Origin of the sequence: Streptomyces silaceus (genome assembly GCF_001419745.1) — a bacterium.
GTDB classification, from domain to species: domain Bacteria; phylum Actinomycetota; class Actinomycetes; order Streptomycetales; family Streptomycetaceae; genus Streptomyces; species Streptomyces silaceus.
Genome location: NZ_LIRJ01000171.1, coordinates 1 through 19,355, shown reverse-complemented (window position 1 = coordinate 19,355; position 19,355 = coordinate 1). Strand labels below are relative to the sequence as shown.

Here is a 19,355-nt window from a genome sequence, read left to right as displayed (position 1 = left end):
AGATGTTTATAAGAGCCAGCTAGGAGGGGCGGGGCGGCTACGCGTCCGGGGGCGCGCCCCGCGTACCCGGCGTCTTCGACGGCGCGTCCTCGGGGCGTCCGCCTATCCCCGCGTACGTCTCCGGACGCGCCCGCCGCAGCCATTCGCCCCAGACCAGCCCCGCCACCGCCGCCCCCACGATCAGTCCCGGCAGGATCCAGCGCAGCGGATTCCCGGACGAAACCCCCAGCTGCACGCTGAAGTTGGTCAGCGCCAGCCAGAAGATGACGGCCAGCGCCACGCCGGACAGGGCAGGGGCCGCCAGACGGTTCCAGAAGGGCTCGGGCGGCGGCTTGCGGCGGCGCCAGAAGTAGCCGATCACCGACGCCGACGTGGTGAGCAGGAGCAGGATCACGCCCAGCGCCCCGAGGTTCGTCAGCCAGGTGAAGACGTCCATGACCGGGTCCCGCCCGGCGAGCGCGAACACGCCTATGACGCAGACGGTGACCGCTGTCTGGAGGAGCGAGCCCCGGTGCGGTGAGCCGTGCCGGGGGTGCAGGACCCCCAGGGTGCGCGGCAGCACGCCCTCCCGGCCCAGCGAACGCACGTACCGCGCCACCGCGTTGTGGAAGGACAGCAGCGCGGCCAGCAGGCTGGTGATCAGGAACAGCTGGGCGAAGTCCGAGAAGGCCGTGCCGAGGGTGGAGTCGCTCAGCAGGAACATCATCTGCGGCCCCTGTTCGGCGGCCACCCGCGTGGCCCGCTCCGTGCCCGCCCCGGTGATCATCGCCCAGGCCGTGGCCGCGTAGAAGACGCCGATGAGCCCGACGGCGATGTACGTCGCGCGCGCCACCGTGCGGCGCGGATCGCGGCACTCCTCGCTGTACAGCGCCGCCGACTCGAACCCCATGTACGCGGCGAAGACGCAGCACAGCGCGACGCCCAGCGAGCCGTCCGTGGCGGCGGCCCAGGTGAGCGGCTTGGTGGACACGCCCTGTGAGGTGTGGCTGAACTGCCCTATGTCGAAGAGCAGTACGGTGCCGAACTCCAGGACCAGGAGCACGGCGAGGACCTTCACCCCGAGGTCGACGCGCCGGTAGCCGAGCGCTCCGACGACGGCGGTGCAGACGAGCACGAGCACCCACCAGGGGACGGCGACACCGGTCTTCGCGTCGATGAACTCCGCGGTGGTGGCGCCGAACAGCCCCGCGATGCCGACCTGCATGGCGTTGTACGCGAGCAGCGCGACGAAGGCGGCGCCCACGCCCGAGGTGCGGCCGAGGCCCTGTGCCGCGTACGCGTAGAACGCCCCGGCGCCGGTGATGTGCCGGCTCATGGCCGCGTACCCGGCGCTGAAGAGGGCGAGGACGGCGGCCGTCAGGAGGTAGAGGAGGGGGATGCCGAGCACGCCCGAGACGCCGAGCGACTGCGGGACGCCGCCCGCCGCCACGGTGAGGGGAGCGGACGCGGCGACGACGAAGAAGACGATCCCGGGGACGCCGATGCGGCGTTCGGGAGCGGTACGGGAGGACAGGGGCGGCGCGGGCGAGGCTGATCCATGGTGGTCGATGGCCATACCGGGACTCCGGGGAGGGGAGGGCGCTGCTGGCGGAAACGCGATATCGTTTGAGCCCGTACGAAATTCGAGTGGCGCCGATGGTACGGAGACGCGTGCACTCCGGCAAGGGGTGTTGAAAGACTGGGGCGGCCACGCGCACCACCCGCACCACGGCAACAGGGAGACACGGACGTGACGGGCCATCGCACCATCCGCGAGACCGAGAAGGCGGTCCGGGCCAAGCTCGGCGGCACCCCCGTCGCGTACGAGCAGATGGCCGCCGTATCGAACATCTACCGCGCGGCGGCCGCCGTGCGGCAGCACTTCGAGAACTCCGTGCTGCGCGCGGCGGACCTGACGTGGACGTCCTTCGTCGTGCTCTACGTCGTCTGGATCTGGGGCGAGATGGAGACGCGGTACGTCGCCGAGGAGGCCGGCATCTCCAAGGGCACGCTCACGGGAGTCGCCCGTACGCTCGCGGGGCGCGGCCTCCTCGAACGCCGCGGCCACCCCGACGACGGCCGCCTCGCCCTCCTCAGCCTCACCGCCGAGGGCGAACGCCTCATGGGCGAGGTCTTCCCCGCCTTCAACGCGGAGGAGGCCTTCGTCGCCGAGGGCCTCACGGACGAGGAGTGCCGGACCCTCGCGGACCTGCTCCGCAAGATCGTGCTCCAGACCGAGGAGAAGGGCGACGACCGCCGCCTCCAGCTCCTGGCCGGCGCCGAACCCCGCCCCCGCCGCAGCGGCCGCCGGGCGAAGACGGACGGCGCGGCGTAGGGGGCCGCCGCGGGGAGCTGTGCGCCCCCCCCGCCGGTCCGTGGATCACACGCGTCCGGCCGGCCGCTCCGCCGCCCGCACCAGGTCCAGGAACAGTCCGTGCTGGGCCCCGTCCACGGCCGCCGTGTCCTCTGGATGCCACTGCACCGCCGCGAACCACCCGGCGGCGGAGGGGAGTTCGAGCGCCTCGACCGTTCCGTCGGCCGCCCACGCGGTGGGGACGAGCCCCTGGCCGAGACCGTCCACGCACTGGTGGTGGTAACAGGACGCCGATGCCACCCCCGTGGCGGCACCCATCGCACGGGCCACCGTCGAGCCCTCCGCCACCCGCACCGGGTGCACCTTGTGGCGGTGCTCGCCGTCGGGGCCGCCCATGTCCTGCCGCAGCGTGCCGCCCAGCGCGACGTTCACCACCTGGAGCCCCCGGCAGACCGCCAGGGTCGGCAGGCCGGCGTCCAGCGCGCACCGCGCGAGCGCCAGGTCGAAGTCGTCCTGCGCGTCGTCGACGTCGTACACGGACCGGTGCACGTCCGCGCCGTCCGCGTACCGCCACGGCGCGAGGTCCCCGCCGCCGGGCAGCAGCAGCCCGGCGCAGCGCGCCAGCCGGTCGGCGGCCTCCTCCGGCGGGCCGGGGTGCATCATGAACGGCTCGCCGCCCGCGCGGAACACGGCGTCCGCGAGGGCGCGCGCGGTGACCACGGCCGCGTAGCGCAGGGCGGAGGTCCTGGCGGCGTATCGCTGGGGGAGGGCGATCAGGGGGCGCGGGACGCCCGGGGAGCCCGGGGTGCGCGCCCGGACCCCGGGTGCCGTCACTGGGTGGGGAACGCCGGGTGCCGTCACCGGGTGGGGCGCGCCGGGTGCCGTCATCCCGTCGGAGGCCGTCGTCACAGCTGGATCCACGTCGTCTTCAGCTCCGTGTACTTCTCCAGCGCGTGCGCCGACTTGTCCCGCCCGTGCCCGGATTGTTTGTAGCCGCCGAAGGGCACCGTGAGGTCGCCCTCCTCGTAGCAGTTGACCCACACCGTGCCCGCCCGCAGCCGCCGCGCGACCGTGTGCGCGGTCGACAGGTCGGCGGTCCACAGGCCCGCCGCGAGCCCGTACTCGGTGGCGTTGGCGAGCGCGACCGCCTCGTCCAGGGTGTCGAAGGCGAGGACGGCGAGCACCGGGCCGAAGATCTCCTCGCGGGCCAGCGCCGAGGCCGGGTCGACCCGGTCGAAGACGGTGGGGTCGAAGTAGGCGCCGCCGGGCACGACGTCGCGCGGCGAGCCCCCGATCCGCAGCCGCGCGCCGGACTCCTGGCCCCCGCGCACGTGCTCCCGCACGGCCGTCACCCGCGCCGCGCCCGCCAGCGCCCCCATCTCGGAGGCGGGGTCCAGCGGATCGCCCACCCGCAGCGTGCGCGCCCGCTCGACGACCGCCGCCGTGACCTCCTCGGCGACGGAGGCGTGCACGAGGAGCCGCGACGGCGCCGTGCACATCTCGCCCTGGTTGAAGAAGACGCCCCACGCGGCGGTGGCCGCGGCGGCCGCGAGGTCGGGGGCGTCGGGCAGCACGATGTTCGGCGACTTGCCGCCGAGTTCGAGCCAGACCCGCTTGAGGTTGGAGTCGGCGGCGTACCGCAGGAAGTGCCGGCCGACGGCCGTGGAGCCGGTGAAGGCGAGGACGTCCACGTCCGGGTGGCGGCCGAGCGCGCGCCCGGCGGTCGGGCCGTCGCCCGCGACGACGTTGAGCACACCGGGCGGCAGCTCCGCCTCGTCGGCCAGCCGGGCGAGCAACAGGGCGGAGAGCGGGGTGAGTTCGGACGGCTTGAGGACGACCGTGCAGCCCGCGGCGAGCGCGGGGGCCACCTTCCAGGCCGCCAGGGTGAGCGGGAAGTTCCACGGGACGACCGCGCCCACCACGCCGGACGGTTCGCGGGTGACGAGGGCGAGCGCGTCGGGGGAGGTGTGCGGGGACTCGTCGGTGAGCTTGTCGGCGAGCTGGCCGTACCAGCGGAAGGTGTTCGCCAGGGCGCGCAGCTCGATGCCGTACGACTCCGTGATCGGCTTGCCGTTCTCCAGGGTGACGGCGAGGGCGAGTTCGGAGCGGTGCTCTTCGACGAGAGCGGCGATCCGCAGGAGGGTGCGGCCCCGGTCGGCGGGAGAGAGGCGGGGCCAGGGGCCGGTGTCGAAGGCGCGGCGGGCGGCGGTGACCGCCAGGCCCACCTCCTTCTCGCCGGCGTCCGCGACCAGCGCGAGCGTACGGCCGTCGCGCGGCGCGACGACGGGGAACGCGTCGCCCGAACCGTCCGCGTCGGCGCCCGCGACGCGGTGCCGGGTGGGCAGCCGGGGGACGAGTTCATCCGCCCGGCGGAGCCAGTCCTGGTGGCCGGAGGTGGTCAGGGCGTCGTCGGGCATCGGTGCCTCCCTGAGTTTTGTTTGAGTCCAAACGGTATCCAAACGGTAGCCGAACGGGCCTGCGGCCACGAGGGGTCGGCCCTGTGGACAGGTCTGCCGTCGTGAGGGGGTGGCCCGGTGGGCGGGTCTGCCGCCGCGAGGGGGCGGTCCCGCGAACGGGGCTGCCGTCACGAGGGGCCGGCCCTCGCGAGCCGGCCTGCCGCCGCGAAGGGCTGATCCTGCGAACAGGTCTGCCGCGAACAGGCCTGACGCGTCGAGGGGTTGACCCCGCCACCCCTCCGTCCATAATGTTGTTTGGGTTCAAACGAACTGGAGGTCGCGATGGCACCCCCCGCACCCCCCGCACCCGAGCCCGCGCAGCCCCCGCACACGGCGACCGTCGCCGGCGTGCCCGTCGACACCCGGCACTGGATCGGCGGCACCCGCCTCGCCTCGCCGATCTCGTTCACCGACCGCTCGCCCATCGACGGAACGCCCCTCGCCGAGATCGCCCGCGGCGGCGCCGCCGAGGCGCGGGCCGCCGTCGCCGCCGCCCGCGCCGCCTTCCCGGGCTGGGCCGCCACTCCGCCCGCCGGGCGCGCCCGGCTGCTGCACGCCGTCGCCGACGGCGTCGAGGCCCGCTCCGAGGACCTCGCGATCGTCGAGACCACCGACAACGGCGCCCTGCTGCGCTCCCACCGCCGCGGTGTCATGCCCCGCGTCGCCCACAACCTCCGCTACTTCGCCGACCGCCTCCTCGCCCTCGGCCACCCCGACTTCGACACGCGCGGGCACACCAACCACGTCAGCTGGGACCCGGCGGGCCCCGCCGTCCTGATCACGCCGTGGAACGCGCCGCTGATGCTCGCCACCTGGAAGATCGCGCCGGCCCTCGCGGCGGGCTGCACCGTCGTCCTCAAGCCCGCCGAGTGGACCCCGCTGACCGCCTCGCTCTTCGCGGACATCGCGCACGAGGCGGGGCTGCCGCCCGGGGTCTTCAACGTGGTGCAGGGGTACGGCGACGAGGCCGGCGCGCCGCTGACCGCCGATCCCGGCGTGCGGCGCATCAGCTTCACCGGCTCGGTGCCCACCGCGCGCCGGATCGCCGGGGCCGCCGCCGCGCACCTGGTGCCGTGCAGCTTCGAGCTCGGCGGCAAGTCCCCGCTGCTCGTCCTCGCCGACGCCGACCTGGAACTGGCGGCCGACCTCGCCGTGGAGCAGTACGACAACGCGGGCCAGGTCTGTCTCGCCGCCACCCGCATCCTCGTGGAGGAGTCCGTACGCGACGCCTTCCTCGGTCACTTTCTTGACCGGGTCACGAAGTTGACCCAGGGAGATCCGCGCGAGGAGGCCACCGACCTCGGCCCCACCATCCACCCCCGCCATGTCGAGCGCGTCGACGGGTTCGTGCGCCGCGCCCTCGAAGCGGGCGCCAAGGCCGTCATCGGCGGCGGCCGCAACGACGCCCTCGACAGCGCTCTCGGCGGCACCTACTACCTGCCCACCCTCCTCACCGACGTCGACCAGGACTCCGAGATCGTCCAGGAGGAGGTCTTCGGACCCGTCCTCACCCTCCAGACCTTCCCCGACGGCGACGACGACGAAGCCGTGCGCCTCGCCAACGGCACCCGCTTCGGCCTCGCCGCCACCCTCGCCGCGGGCGACCGCGAGCGCGCCCGGCGGATCACCGAGCGGCTCGTCGCGGGCACGGTCTGGGTCAACTGCTTCTTCGTACGCGACCTCTCCGCACCCTTCGGCGGCTCCCGTCAGTCCGGTGTGGGACGCGAGGGCGGCGACTGGTCCTTCGACTTCTACTGCGACCTGAAGAACACCGTGACCGCGCCGAAGGGGTGGGCCCGTGACGAGTGACACCCGGCGGGGGGACGCGGGCGGGACCCGGCGCGAGGCCCCGGGCGAGATCGTCGGCGCCGGGCTCCTCGCCCACGTGCCCACCATCGTGCTGCCCGAGGCGGTCCGCAAAGAGCTCAACGAAGGCCGCGAGATCAGCCTCGTCCCCGGCCTGCGCAGGCTGCGTACCGACGTCTTCGAGACGCTCGACTACGACACGGTCGTCGTCCTCGACTCGCACTGGGCGACCACCGTCGAGTTCGTCGTCTCCGCCCAGCCCCGCCGCGCCGGCCTCTTCACCTCCGAGGAGCTGCCGCGCGGGATGTGCCGCATGCCCTACGACTACCCGGGCGACCCCGAACTCGCCCACTCCATCGCCCGGTTCGCGGACGCGCACGGCACCTGGATCACCCCGATCGACGATCCCTTCCTGCCCGTGTACTACGCCACGATCAATCTGTGGACGTACCTGGGCCAAGGCCTCCCCGACAAGAAGTGGATCTCGATCGGGGTCTGTCAGACCGGCGACGCGGAGGACCATCTGCGGCTCGGCCGCGCGCTCGCCGACGGGGTCGCCGCACTGCCGGGCCGCAAGGTCCTCCTCATCGCCTCCGGCGCCCTGTCCCACACCTTCTGGCCGCTGCGCGAACTGCGCGCCCACGAGTCCAGCGACCCCTCCCACATCCGCACCCCCGAGGCGCGGGCCGCCGACGAGCGGCGCATCGAGTGGTTCGAGCGCGGCGACCACGCCCAGGTCCTCGCCACCATGCCGGAGTTCCTCACCCACAGGCCGGAGGCCCGCTTCGGCCACTACCTGATGATGATCGGGGCCCTCGGCGAGGAGCGCTGCACCGCCGCGGGGCGTGCCTACAGCGCGTACGAGAACTCCGTCGGCACCGGCCAGATCCACCTGTGGTTCGACCGCCCGGCCGACGGCTGGACCGGTACCTCCGGCACCGGAACTCCCGCCACCGGCACCTCCGACCCGAGTGAGGCCGTCGCATGACCGCGACCACCGAGTACCGCCGCGTCCTCCTGGACGGTGCCGCCGTCCAGGTCGTGCGCGAGGGCGACGAGCTGATCGCCGCCGACGGCCGCAGCGTCAAGGCGGCCGAGGCGCACCACCTGCCGCCCGTGCGGCCCTCCAAGGTCGTCGCCGTCCACCTCAACCACCGCAGCAGGGTGGAGGAGTTCGGCGTCTCGCTGCCGCCCGCGCCCACCTACTTCCACAAGCCGGTCTCCGCGCTCAACGCCCACGGCGGCGCGGTCGTGCGGCCCGAGGGCTGCAAGTACCTCAACTACGAAGGCGAGATCGGCATCGTCATCGGCCGCACCTGCCGCAACGTCGCGCCCGCGGACGCCGGCGCGTACATCGCGGGCTTCACCGTCGCCAACGACTTCGGGCTGCACGACTTCCGCGACACCGACGCCGGTTCCATGCTCCGCGTCAAGGGCTCCGACACGCTCTGCCCGCTCGGCCCCGGCCTGGTCACCGGCTGGGACTTCCACGGCAAGTACCTGCGCACCTACGTCAACGGCCGCCTGGTACAGGACGGTTCGACCGACGAGATGCGCTGGGACATGCACTACCTCGTCGCCGACATCGCCCGCACGATCACCCTGGAACCCGGCGACGTCCTGCTCTCCGGGACGCCCGCGGGGTCGCGTCCGGTCCGGCCGGGCGACGTCGTCGAGGTCGAGGCCGAGGGCCTCGGCCGGCTCACCAACCACATCGTCACCGGGCCGACGGCCGTCCGCACGGACGTCGGAGCCCAGCCCACCGAGTCCGAGGAGGTCCTCTCCACGGCGCTCGGCGGCGACTGGGAGTTCCGCGGCATCCGCCCGCCGCGCCGTGAGCACCGCAGCTGAGCCCCATGCCTGAAGCCCCGCAAGGGAGAAGGGAGTTGAGATGCTGAGAGTGATCGTCGACCTGGACGTCTGCCAGGACCACGGGCAGTGCGTCTTCGCCGCGCCGGACATCTTCCGGCTCGACGAGGAGGGGCACCTCGCCTACGTCGACGCGCCCGACGACGCGCTGCGCGACGACGCCGAGGACGCCGCCGACGTCTGCCCCCTCCAGGCCATCCGGGTCGAGGGCTGACGCGTGACGGCAGCGGGCATCGCCGTCGTCGGCGCCTCGCTCGGCGGGCTGCGCGCGGCGGAACAGCTGCGGGCCGCGGGGTGGCGGGGGGCGATCACCGTCTTCGGTGACGAGCCCCATCTCCCTTACAACAGGCCTCCGTTGTCCAAGGAGGTCCTCGCGGGAGACGCCCCGGCCGAGGGCACCGAGCTGCGCCGCAGGGCCAGCGTCGACGATGTCCAATGGCACCTGGGCACGGCGGTCGCCGCCGCCGACCTGGCCGCGCGCACGCTCACGCTGGCCGACGGTGCCGTCCACGCGTACGAGGGTCTGGTGGCCGCGACGGGGGTGCGGCCACGCAGGCTCCCCTTTGCCGGTGGCCCGCGCCGGCACGTCGTACGCACCCTGGAGGACTCGGCGGCGCTGCGCGTCCGGCTGGTCGAGGGGGCCCGGGTGCTCGTCATCGGCTCGGGCTTCATCGGCTGCGAGGTGGCCGCCACCGCGCGGACGGCGGGCTGCGCGGTGACGGTCGTCGCGCCGGAGGCCGAGCCGATGGCCCTGGCGGTCGGCGACGACCTGGCACGGGCGCTGCGCCGACGCCACGAGGCCCAAGGGGTACGTTTCCTGATGGGCCGTCTGGTCGCTGATCTGACCGCCACGCACGCGGTGCTCGACGACGGGACCGAGGTGGCCGCCGACGTGGTCGTCGAGGCGGTCGGCTCCCTGCCCAACACCGAATGGCTGGCCGCCACCGAGGGACTCGACCTCGGCGACGGCATCCTGTGCGACGCACAGCTGCGCATCGGCGGCCTGGCGCACGCGGTCGCCGTCGGCGACGTGGCACGCTTCCCGAACCCGCGCTACGGCCCGCTGCCCCGCCGCGTCGAGCACTGGTCCATCCCCGGCGACAGCGCCCGCCACGCGGCCCGCACCCTGGTCGCGGGGCTGAACGGCGCCGAGGGCCCCGAGCCCGCCCCGTTCGCGCCGCTGCCGTCCTTCTGGAGCGACCAGTTCGCGCTGCGCCTGCAGTCCTTCGGCCAGCCCGCCCTCGCCGACCGCACCCGCCTCCTCGAAGGCGACCCGGCCTCCGCGGACGGCGACCTGCTCTACGGCTACTACCAGGGTGACCGCCTGATCGGCGTGGCCGCACTGGGCGGCCCGGCAGCCGCGGCGGCCGCGGCCCGCCACAGGACGGAACTCCTGTCCCTGCCCGAACCGGCGGTGTGACCCGGCACTGACCAGGGCCGTGGGTCAGAAGAGATCCGCCGGCCGCTTGCCGATGCCGCACGCCTCGCCGGGCGCCGCACTTCCGTGATCAAGATCAAGTGGCTTGAATGCTATGGCTATCCTTCGTGCAGGACGGGCACCGCCAGAGCTGCTTCTGGTGCGTCTCGGGACGTAAGTGGACAACTTGACGGGGGAACGTTTCGGTGTCGTACCGACCTCAGGATTGGCATGTACTTGACCTGGAGAAGGACCCGACGCCGGGTGATCCGCAGCGGGTGCGGAAGCTCGCCGGGAGTCTGCATGACTTCGCCGATGACGTGGGGAAAGTCCTGCGGGACATCAAGGGGATGGCGGGCGAGGACGCCATCTTGCAGTGGGCCGGGCAGACCGCGGAGGCCTTCACGGAGAAGTTCGAGGACGCGCCGAGCAAGCTGAAGAAGCTCAAGAAGAGCTATGAGATGGCGGGCGACGCGCTGTCGGGGTACTGGCCGGAACTGGAGCGTGCGCAGACCATGGCCGACAAGGCCCTGGTGAAGGGTCGTGAGGCCCAGGCGGATCTGTCGTCGGCCAAGTCGCGGCTTTCCTCGGCGGATTCCTGGGTGGAGAGGGCGGGCAAGGAAGCCGACAAGTACAAGGACGACGGCGGCTCCAAGGGCAAGGACGTGCCCCAGCCCGACCCGGACAAGGTCAAGGCCGCCACCCGCAACGCGGCCTCCGCGGAGAAGGCCCAGAAGTCCGCGCAGGGTGATGTGGACTCCGCGCAGAGTGCCCTCGAAGCGGCGAAGAAGATGGCCGCGGACGCCCGCAAGATCCGTGAGGACGCGGCGGGCACCGCCAAGCGGAAGATCGACGAGGCCTCCGACGCCGGTATCCAGAACCGTAAGTGGTGGGAGGAGATCGGCGACTGGGTGTCCGACAACTGGGACACCATCGTCGCCGTCTGCAAGGTCGTCGTCGCCGTCGTGGGCGTCATCGCGATGATCGTGGGCGGGCCGATCCTCGCCGCCATCGTCATCGTCGCGGGCGCGATCGTGCTGGCCGACACTTTGAGCAAATACGCGAAAGGCCAGGCCACGCTCATGGACGTGGCCTTCGCCGCCATGGACTGCATCCCCGGCGCCAAGGGCCTCACCACCGCCGCCAAACTCGCCAAGGGCATGAAGGCCGCCGGCCGAGGACTGCGCTCCGGGGGACTGCGCAAGGCCCTCTCGGGCGGCATGAAGAAGGTGGCGGGCAAGGGCAAGTCGGCCAAGGGCCGCTGCAAGAACGGCGACCCCATCGACATGATCTCCGGCGAGATGCTCATGGAGAAGGTGGACGTCGAGCTGCCGGGGCTGCTCCCGCTCGTCCTCCAGCGCACGCACCTGTCCACGTACCGCTGGGGCCACTGGTACGGCGACTCATGGGCCTCCACGCTGGACGAGCGGGTCGAGATCGACGACGAGGGTCTGATCTACGTCACCGAGGACGGCCGGCTGCTCTGCTACCCCCACCCCGAACCCGGCGGTGTACCCGTGCTCCCCGCCCACGGCCCCCGCTGGCCGCTGAGCGTCGACGACGCGGGCACGGTCACGGCCACCGACCCGCAGACCGGCCACGTCCGCCACTTCCTCCCGGTCATACCCGACGCAGCGGAGAAGGGGGATGCGGCGGACACGGCGGACAACCCCTCTGCCGGAGAGCGACACGCAACCCTGCCCCTGCGCGCCATCACCGACCGCAACGGCAACCGCATCGACATCGACCACGACCCCACCGGCGCACCCACGGCGATACGCCACACCGGCGGCTATCACCTGAAGGTGGACACCGACGACCACCGCGTCACCGCGCTGCGTCTGCTCACCCCCGGCACAGGCACCGGCGCCCCCGGCACCGAGGACGCCCCCGGCGGCACACTGGTGGCCGCGTACGGCTACGACGAGGTCGGCAACCTGGCCGAGATCCACGGCTCGGCCGGTCCGAGGCTGTGGCTCGACTACGACGACGAAGCCCGCATCACGTCCTGGACCGACAGCAACGACACCTGGTACCGCTTCACCTACGACGACGAGGACCGCTGCGTCCGCGGCGAGAGCACCGGCGGCCACCTGGCATGCACCATCGAGTACCGCCCCGATGAGCAGGAGACCCGCTACACCGACGCCCTCGGCCAAACCACCGTCTACCGCTACAACGACCTCAGCCAGCTCCTGTCCGAGACGGACCCCCTGGGCGGCACCGTCCACAGCGAGTGGGACAGCTGGAACAACTTGCTCGCCCGCACCGACGCGCTGGGTCGCCGCACCGAGAACACCTGGGACGAGCACGGCAATCTGACCGCGGTACGTTCTCCGGACGGCACGCGCGCCGGCGCGGTGTACAACGACCTCGACCTGCCGGTCGAGATCGTCGGCCCGGACGGCGTCGTCCAGCGCCAGACCTGGGACGAGCGGGGCAACTGCACCAGCGTGACCGGCCGCGACGGCATGACACACCACTTCACCCACGACGCCACCGGAGCCGTGGCCACCGTCACGGACCCCCTCGGCCACACCACCGAGCTGCGCTGCAACGCGGCGGGCCTGCCGCTGGACGTCACGGACCCGCTGGGCGCGGTGACCCGCTACGGCCTCGACCCCTTCGGCCGCGTGCACACGATCACGGACCCGACGGGCGCGACCACGCGGTTCGAGTGGACGGTGGAGGGCAAGCCGGCACGGCGCACGGAGGCGGACGGTTCGTCGGAGTCGTGGACGTACGACGCCGAGGGCAACTGCGTCTCGCACACGGACGCGATGGGCGCGACCACGACACACGAGTACACGCACTTCGACCTCATCGCGGCCCGCACGGACCCCGACGGCGCACGCTACGAGTTCGCCCACGACGTCCAGCTCCGGCTCCGCCGGGTCACCAACCCGCAGGGCCTGAAGTGGAGTTACGAGTACGACGCGGCGGGCCGCCTGGTGGCCGAGTCGGACTTCGACGACCGCTCACTGACGTACGCCTATGACGCGGCGGGCCAGTTGACGACCCGTACGACGGCCGCGGGCGACGAGATCACCTTCGAACGGGACGAGCTGGGCCGGACGGTCACGCAGAACGTGGCGGGCGCCGTGATCACGCGCTACGCCTACGACGCGACAGGCGCCCTCACCGAGGCGGTGAGCCCGGACGTGACCCTGACCCTGGAGCGGGACGGGGCGGGCCGCCTGCTCGCGGAAACGGTCAACGGCCGCACCCTGACCCACACCTACGACGCGCTGGGCCGCCGCACCGGCCGCACCACGCCGTCCGGCGCGACGAGCACCTGGACGTACGACGCGGCAGGCCGCCGCACCGAACTGACCGCCTCCGGGCGAAGGCTGGCGTTCACGCACGACGGGGCGGGCCGGGAACTCACCCGCACGGTCGGCGAGGCCCTGACGCTGACGAACGTGTACGACGTCGCGGGCCGCCTGTCGCAACAGGAACTGATGGGCCCGGCCCGCACGCGCATCCAGCACCGTGCGTACACGTACCGTGCGGACGACCATCTGACCGGCATGGAGGACCAGCTCAACGGCGCGCGCCGCTTCGACCTGGACGCGGCGGGCCGCGTCACCGCGGTCCACGCGGCGGGCTGGACGGAGACCTACGCCTACGACGCGGCGGGCAATCAGACCAACGCCTCCTGGCCGGCGCCCATGCCGGGCCAAGAGGCAACGGGCCCCCGCGCGTACACCGGCACCCGTATCACCGTGGCAGGCAACGTCCGTTACGAGTACGACACCGCGGGCCGCACCACCCTGCGCCAGAAGACCCGCCTGTCCCGCAAACCCGATACCTGGCACTACGCATGGGACGCGGAGGACCGCCTCACCTCCGTGACGACCCCCGACGGCACACGGTGGCGCTACCTCTACGACCCCCTGGGCCGCCGCATCGCCAAACAGCGCATGACGGAACAGGGGGTGGCGGAACAGGTCGACTTCACCTGGGACGACATGACCCTCTGCGAACAGACGAGCCACACCCCGGGCGCACCGGAATCGGTGACCCTCACATGGGATCATGACGGACTGTGCCCCCTGGCCCAGACAGAGCGCAAACACCTCACCGACGACGAAGTGGACGCCCGCTTCTACGCCATCGTCACCGATCTCGTCGGCACCCCGACCGAACTCCTCGACGAACAGGGCGACATCGCCTGGCGCACCAGGACCACCCTCTGGGGCACCACGGTCTGGAACCGAGGCGCCACCGCGTACACGCCACTGCGTTTCCCCGGCCAGTACTACGACCCCGAGACGGGGCTGCACTACAACTACTTCCGGCACTACGACCCCGAGACCGCCCGCTACCTCACCTCGGACCCGATCGGTCTCGCCGGTGGCTTCGCGCCGCACAGCTACGTGCCCAACCCGTTCATGTGGATCGACCCGCTGGGCCTCTCCCTCCTCGACGTCAGCAAGAACGGTGTGAAGATCGTCGTGCACGAGTACGACGTCGACAAGCCGGCGCACGCCCATGTCACCGGTGGCGGGGGTCGCGAGGTCAGAATCGGGGCGAACGGAAAACCCCTCCACAACCAGCCGGAGCTTTCGAGCAAGCAGCGACAGGCGGTGGAGCACTTCAAGCCACAGATCAGGACCGCCGTCAGGAAGCTCGGCAAGCGGAGCCAGGCGGAGGAGCGGGCCGCGAAGGAGCAGCGCGAGGCCGCCGATGCCGCCAAGAAGGCCTGCGGGAAGGGATGAAGCGATGACATTGCGTTCCGATGTGTCCGCGTTGCTGGCGGAGGCCGGCATCGTGGACGTGGACGTCGACGAGGCGCTCGCGGACGACCACGCCCGAACGTCCGCGTACCTACGCGTCGTCTCGGCGACCGCTTCCTCGCGGAGCCGCGACCGGGACCGCGCGATCGTGGCCACGATCCTGCGCGACCCCGACGAGATGGGGGCCAAGACGGCGGTGGTCGCCCTCGTGGACGAGATCGCGGGGAAGGCGACCGGTCCTGCCGAGTTCCGGCGGTGGTCGGACGAACTGCTGCCGGAGATCGAGCGGCTCAAGGCGGAGGGGAACCGCGAGTTCATCCGCCGCCGCATCCACGACTGGCTCTTCTACCTGTCCGTCAAGGACGGTCACGTGCCGACACCGGCCGAGTTGGCGGAGGTCACGGACTGGATGCAGCGCTACCTCGCCGAGTGGTCGAGGTCGCCGGCGGTACTCGCCGTGGTCGCCGAGTCGGCCAACACCAAGAAGACACGGAACATCGCGAAGAACCGGGCCGGAAGCCGCGAGCTGAGAACGGAATAGGCCGGTCGTCCGGCCCGGTCAGGCCATGTGGTCCGACCGGGTCAGGGCAGGTGGTCCGACTCGGTCCGGGCATGCCGAAGGGGCAGCACCCCCGCACAGGGTGCTGCCCCCTCATCGCGAACCGGAACCGCCGCCGCATCGGTACTGAGGGTCGGGGACACGGCGACGGTCCCGGGGTTTTCGGCCGGTGGGCTGGTGCCTACCGGTGGTCGCTGCCCGTCGAGTGGGAAGCGGCGCGGCCGGCCTCCAGGCGGGCCACGGGGATGCGGAACGGCGAGCAGGAGACGTAGTCCAGGCCCACCTCGTGGAAGAAGTGCACGGACTCCGGGTCACCGCCGTGCTCGCCGCAGACGCCGAGCTTGAGGTCGGGGCGCGTGGCGCGGCCCGCCTTGACGGCGTCCTTCACGAGCTTGCCGACGCCGTCCTTGTCGATCGTCTCGAACGGGGAGACGCCGAAGATGCCCTTCTCCAGGTACGCCGTGAAGAACGAGGCCTCCACGTCGTCCCGGGAGAAGCCCCAGACGGTCTGCGTGAGGTCGTTCGTGCCGAAGGAGAAGAACTCGGCGGCCTCCGCGATCTGGTCCGCGGTGAGCGCGGCGCGCGGCAGCTCGATCATCGTGCCGAGCGCGAGCTTCAGCTCGACGCCCGTCGCCGCCTCGACCTCCGCGATGACCTGCTCGGCCTCCTCGCGGACGATCTCCAGCTCCTGGACCGTGCCGACGAGCGGGATCATGATCTCCGCGCGCGGGTCGCCCTTGGCGTTCTTGCGCTCGGCCGCGGCCTCCGCGATGGCCCGCACCTGCATGGTGAACAGACCGGGGATGACGAGGCCGAGGCGCACGCCGCGCAGGCCCAGCATCGGGTTCTGCTCGTGCAGGCGGTGCACGGCCTGGAGCAGGCGCAGGTCGTTCTCGTTGTGGTCCTCGCGGGACTCCGCGAGCGCCACGCGGACCGACAGCTCGGTGATGTCGGGCAGGAACTCGTGCAGCGGCGGGTCGAGCAGCCGGACGGTGACGGGCAGGCCGTCCATCGCCTCGAAGAGCTCCACGAAGTCCTGCTTCTGCAGCGGCAGGAGCTGCTTGAGGGCGTCCTCGCGCTCGTCGTCGGCGTCGGCGAGGATCAGGCGCTCGACCATCTCGCGGCGCTCGCCGAGGAACATGTGCTCGGTGCGGCACAGGCCGATGCCCTGCGCGCCGAAGCGGCGGGCACGGAGGGCGTCCTCGGCGTTGTCCGCGTTGGCACGGACACGGAGACGGCGCACCCGGTCCGCGTACGCCATGATCCGGTGCACGGCGGCGACCAGCTCGTCGGCGTCGTCGGCGCCCGCGTGCATGCGGCCCTCGAAGTACTCGACGACGGGGGAGGGGACCACGGGCACCTCGCCCAGGTACACCTTGCCGGTCGAGCCGTCGATGGAGACGACATCGCCCTCCTCGACGACGGTCTCGCCCACGGTCATGCGGCGGCGCTTGGTGTCGACCTCCAGGTCCTCGGCCCCGCAGACACAGGTCTTGCCCATGCCGCGCGCCACGACGGCGGCGTGCGAGGTCTTGCCGCCGCGCGAGGTCAGGATGCCCTCGGCCGCGATCATGCCGTCGAGGTCGTCGGGGTTGGTCTCGCGGCGGATCAGGATGACCTTCTCGCCCGAGCGCGACCACTTGATGGCGGTGTACGAGTCGAAGACCGCCTTGCCGACCGCGGCACCGGGTGACGCGGCGATGCCCCGGCCGAGCTGCTCGACCTTCGCGCCCTCGTCGAAGCGGGGGAACATCAGCTGCGCGAGCTGGGCGCCGTTGACGCGCTGCAGCGCCTCGGCCTCGTCGATCAGGCCCTGGTCCACGAGCTGCGTGGCGATGCGGAAGGCGGCGCCTGCGGTGCGCTTGCCGACGCGGGTCTGCAGCATCCACAGCTGACCGCGCTCGATGGTGAACTCGATGTCACAGAGATCCTTGTAGTGCGTCTCAAGGGTCTCCATGATCTGCATGAGCTGGTCGTACGACTTCTTGTCGATCTGCTCCAGATCGGCGAGCGGGACGGTGTTGCGGATGCCCGCCACCACGTCCTCGCCCTGCGCGTTCTGCAGGTAGTCGCCGTACACGCCCTGGTGGCCGGAGGCCGGGTCGCGGGTGAACGCGACGCCCGTGCCGGAGTCCGGGCCGAGGTTGCCGAAGACCATCGAGCAGATGTTGACCGCGGTGCCGAGGTCGCCGGGGATGCGCTCCTGGCGGCGGTAGAGCTTGGCGCGGTCGGTGTTCCACGACTCGAAGACCGAACGGATCGCGAGGTCCATCTGCTCGCGCGGGTCCTGCGGGAAGTCCCGCCCGGCCTCGGTCTTGACGATCTTCTTGAACTTGGTGACGAGCTTCTTGAGCTCGGCCGCCTCCAGGTCCGTGTCGACCGTGACCTTCTTGGCCTCCTTGGCCTTCTCCAGCGCCTCCTCGAAGAGGTCGCCGTCGACGCCGAGAACGGTCTTGCCGAACATCTGGATGAGCCGGCGGTAGGAGTCCCACGCGAAGCGGTCGTCGCCGGACTGCTTGGCGAGGCCCGTCACGGACTTGTCGGAGAGCCCGATGTTCAGGACGGTGTCCATCATGCCGGGCATCGAGAACTTGGCGCCCGAGCGGACGGAGACGAGCAGCGGGTCGTCGGCCTGGCCGAGCTTCTTGCCCATCGTCTTCTCGAGGGCGTCGAGGTGCGCACTCACCTCGTCACGCAGCTCGACGGGCTCGTCGCCGCTGTCGAGGTACGTCTTGCAGGCCTCGGTGGTGATGGTGAAGCCCGGGGGGACGGGCAGCCCGAGGTTGGTCATCTCGGCGAGGTTCGCGCCCTTCCCGCCGAGAAGGTCCTTGAGGTCCTTGTTGCCCTCGGTGAAGTCGTAAACGAACTTCACGCTCTCACTCGTGTGAGCTACGTGGGGATCTTTGTTTTCCGACACGGGTCTCGACTCCTCGAGAGCTCGGTGGCTGCCCTGACGGCGAGGAACATACCCAGATCGAAGGCGCCTGGGTACGTCCACTTGTGCGTCATGCGGCCGTAACCACCCGTCCGCCACTAGATCGAAAGTGACTGAGCGGTAGCCGAAGGGGCGTTCTTGTCTTCAAGTCTTGAAGTCGCAACCCCCGTAGAGCCTGGGATTTGCTCAGATGAGCGTGTTGATCTCAGATGTGAGTTCAGCTCATGAATGATCGAGCGGTGGCACTGAGTGCCACCCCTTGGAGAAGTGCAGTCGCCCGAGATCCGCTCATCTGAGCGCAAGGCCTATCAGGGGTGGCGAGAATCACGCCGTTTGACGGGGCCGGATCTTGGCATCCGGACCGACTTCGGGAACTTTCGCGACGCGCTCGGCGGCTGCTCCGGGTGGCGCTACACGCCGAGCGCGGCGAGGCGCCGTTCCGCCCGCTCGGGGGCATACAGGTGTTCCACCACCAGCGTTCCCGCTCCGATGAGCGCGGCGCGCTCGCCGAGCCGCGAGGTGGCGACCTCCAGGTGGGCCGTGGAGCGGGGCAGCGCCCGCTGATAGAGGAGCTCGCGGACGCCCGTGAGGAAGGGAGTTCCGGCCAGATCTCCGGCGATCATGAGAACGCCCGGGTTCAGGAGCGTCACGACGGTCGCGAGGACCTCGCCGACGCGCCGCCCGGCCTCGCGCGCGAGGCCCACGGCTTCGGGGTGGCCGGCGTCCAGGAGGGCCCGCACGTCCGAGCCCGAGGCCACCGGGGCGCCCGCTTCCGTGCGGACGCCCGCCTCCGTGAGGCGGCGGGCGATCGCCCGGCCGCTGGCGACGGCGGCGAGACAGCCGTAGGAGCCGCACTTGCACAGGGCGCCCGCGCCGTCGGGCACCCGTATGTGCCCGATGTCGCCCGCCCCGCCGTCGATGCCCCGGTAGACCGCGCCGCCCACGACGACGCCGGAGCCGATGCCGGTGGAGACCTTGACCAGGGCGAAGGCCGAACAGTCCGGGTAGTGGGTGCGCTGTTCCCCGTACGCCATGAGGTTGGCGTCGTTGTCGACGAGGTCGGCGGGGACGGGCGACCCGGCGGGGGTGCCGGGCCTGGTCCCCGTCGGGCTCTCCTCCGCGAACGCGCGCCGCAGCCGGGCCCTTATGTCGTACCCGTCCCAGCCCGGCATGATCGGCGGCTGGACGACGCGGCCCGTCTCGCTGTCGACCGGGCCCGGCACGGCGAGCCCGATGCCGCAGACCGAATCGGCCCGGTGCCCGCTCTCGCGCAGCAGCGCG

The 19,355-nt window shown here is 71.8% G+C and carries 13 protein-coding genes; 8 read left to right on the top strand and 5 right to left on the bottom strand.

What is annotated here, in order from left to right; translation table 11 throughout:
• Positions 1-37: 37 nt before the first annotated feature.
• Entirely contained in the window at positions 38-1,555 is a 1,518-nt protein-coding gene (locus AOK22_RS17130; protein ID WP_055699533.1) for an APC family permease, read from the bottom strand.
• Positions 1,556-1,729: 174 nt separating this feature from the next.
• On the opposite strand from AOK22_RS17130, the gene AOK22_RS17125 reads away from it, so the two are divergent.
• Positions 1,730-2,314: a MarR family winged helix-turn-helix transcriptional regulator gene (locus AOK22_RS17125; protein WP_055699532.1), complete on the top strand. Its 585-nt coding sequence runs from the start codon at positions 1,730-1,732 to the stop codon at positions 2,312-2,314.
• 45 nt (positions 2,315-2,359) lie between these two features.
• Here the strand turns inward: AOK22_RS17125 and AOK22_RS17120 are convergent, their stop codons facing one another.
• Positions 2,360-3,202 carry a gamma-glutamyl-gamma-aminobutyrate hydrolase family protein gene (locus AOK22_RS17120; protein WP_237773543.1) on the bottom strand — a complete coding sequence of 281 codons (843 nt, stop codon included), beginning with the start codon at positions 3,200-3,202 and terminating at the stop codon, positions 2,360-2,362.
• The gene (locus AOK22_RS17115) at positions 3,199-4,710 is read right to left on the bottom strand and encodes an aldehyde dehydrogenase (protein ID WP_055699530.1); all 1,512 of its coding nucleotides are present in this window, start codon (positions 4,708-4,710) and stop codon (positions 3,199-3,201) included. Before AOK22_RS17115 ends, AOK22_RS17120 begins: the two co-directional genes overlap by 4 nt.
• Before the next feature lie 321 nt (positions 4,711-5,031).
• On the opposite strand from AOK22_RS17115, the gene AOK22_RS17110 reads away from it, so the two are divergent.
• The 7 genes from AOK22_RS17110 to AOK22_RS17080 all read left to right on the top strand — a co-directional run bounded on the left by AOK22_RS17110 (position 5,032) and on the right by AOK22_RS17080 (position 15,121).
• On the top strand, positions 5,032-6,558 hold the full coding sequence (locus AOK22_RS17110) for an aldehyde dehydrogenase (protein ID WP_055699529.1): 1,527 nt from the start codon (positions 5,032-5,034) through the stop codon (positions 6,556-6,558).
• Complete coding sequence (locus tag AOK22_RS17105) at positions 6,548-7,543, top strand: 3,4-dihydroxyphenylacetate 2,3-dioxygenase (RefSeq protein WP_055699528.1); 996 nt, start codon at positions 6,548-6,550, stop codon at positions 7,541-7,543. Before AOK22_RS17110 ends, AOK22_RS17105 begins: the two co-directional genes overlap by 11 nt.
• Positions 7,540-8,406: a fumarylacetoacetate hydrolase family protein gene (locus AOK22_RS17100; RefSeq protein WP_055699527.1), complete on the top strand. Its 867-nt coding sequence runs from the start codon at positions 7,540-7,542 to the stop codon at positions 8,404-8,406. The genes AOK22_RS17105 and AOK22_RS17100 overlap by 4 nt, the downstream gene beginning before the upstream one ends.
• 43 nt (positions 8,407-8,449) lie before the next feature.
• A complete protein-coding gene (locus AOK22_RS17095) occupies positions 8,450-8,638 on the top strand; it encodes a ferredoxin (RefSeq protein ID WP_055699535.1) in 189 nt (62 codons plus the stop codon).
• A 3-nt stretch (positions 8,639-8,641) separates the two neighbouring features.
• Positions 8,642-9,844: an NAD(P)/FAD-dependent oxidoreductase gene (locus AOK22_RS17090; RefSeq protein ID WP_244164836.1), complete on the top strand. Its 1,203-nt coding sequence runs from the start codon at positions 8,642-8,644 to the stop codon at positions 9,842-9,844.
• Positions 9,845-10,047: 203 nt separating this feature from the next.
• Positions 10,048-14,562, top strand: coding sequence for an RHS repeat-associated core domain-containing protein (locus AOK22_RS17085; RefSeq protein ID WP_341845580.1), 4,515 nt, complete (start codon positions 10,048-10,050; stop codon positions 14,560-14,562).
• Between the two features lie 4 nt (positions 14,563-14,566).
• The gene (locus tag AOK22_RS17080; RefSeq protein ID WP_055699525.1) at positions 14,567-15,121 is read left to right on the top strand and encodes a hypothetical protein; all 555 of its coding nucleotides are present in this window, start codon (positions 14,567-14,569) and stop codon (positions 15,119-15,121) included.
• A gap of 199 nt (positions 15,122-15,320) precedes the next feature.
• On the opposite strand, the gene ppdK is transcribed toward AOK22_RS17080, so the two are convergent.
• Entirely contained in the window at positions 15,321-18,056 is a 2,736-nt protein-coding gene (gene ppdK / locus AOK22_RS17075) for a pyruvate, phosphate dikinase (protein WP_055699524.1), read from the bottom strand.
• Between the two features lie 428 nt (positions 18,057-18,484).
• Positions 18,485-19,355, bottom strand: an 871-nt coding sequence (locus AOK22_RS17070) for an ROK family protein (RefSeq protein WP_055699523.1), incomplete at its 5' end; no start/stop codon positions are given.

What these genes read in the sequence shown, in the direction of transcription:
- AOK22_RS17130 (WP_055699533.1), bottom strand. Translation starts at nt 1,555, where the DNA reads ATGGCCATCGACCACCATGGATCAGCCTCGCCCGCGCCGCCCCTGTCC.
- AOK22_RS17115 (WP_055699530.1), bottom strand. Translation starts at nt 4,710, where the DNA reads ATGCCCGACGACGCCCTGACCACCTCCGGCCACCAGGACTGGCTCCGC.
- AOK22_RS17110 (WP_055699529.1), top strand. Translation starts at nt 5,032, where the DNA reads ATGGCACCCCCCGCACCCCCCGCACCCGAGCCCGCGCAGCCCCCGCAC.
- AOK22_RS17100 (WP_055699527.1), top strand. Translation starts at nt 7,540, where the DNA reads ATGACCGCGACCACCGAGTACCGCCGCGTCCTCCTGGACGGTGCCGCC.
- AOK22_RS17080 (WP_055699525.1), top strand. Translation starts at nt 14,567, where the DNA reads ATGACATTGCGTTCCGATGTGTCCGCGTTGCTGGCGGAGGCCGGCATC.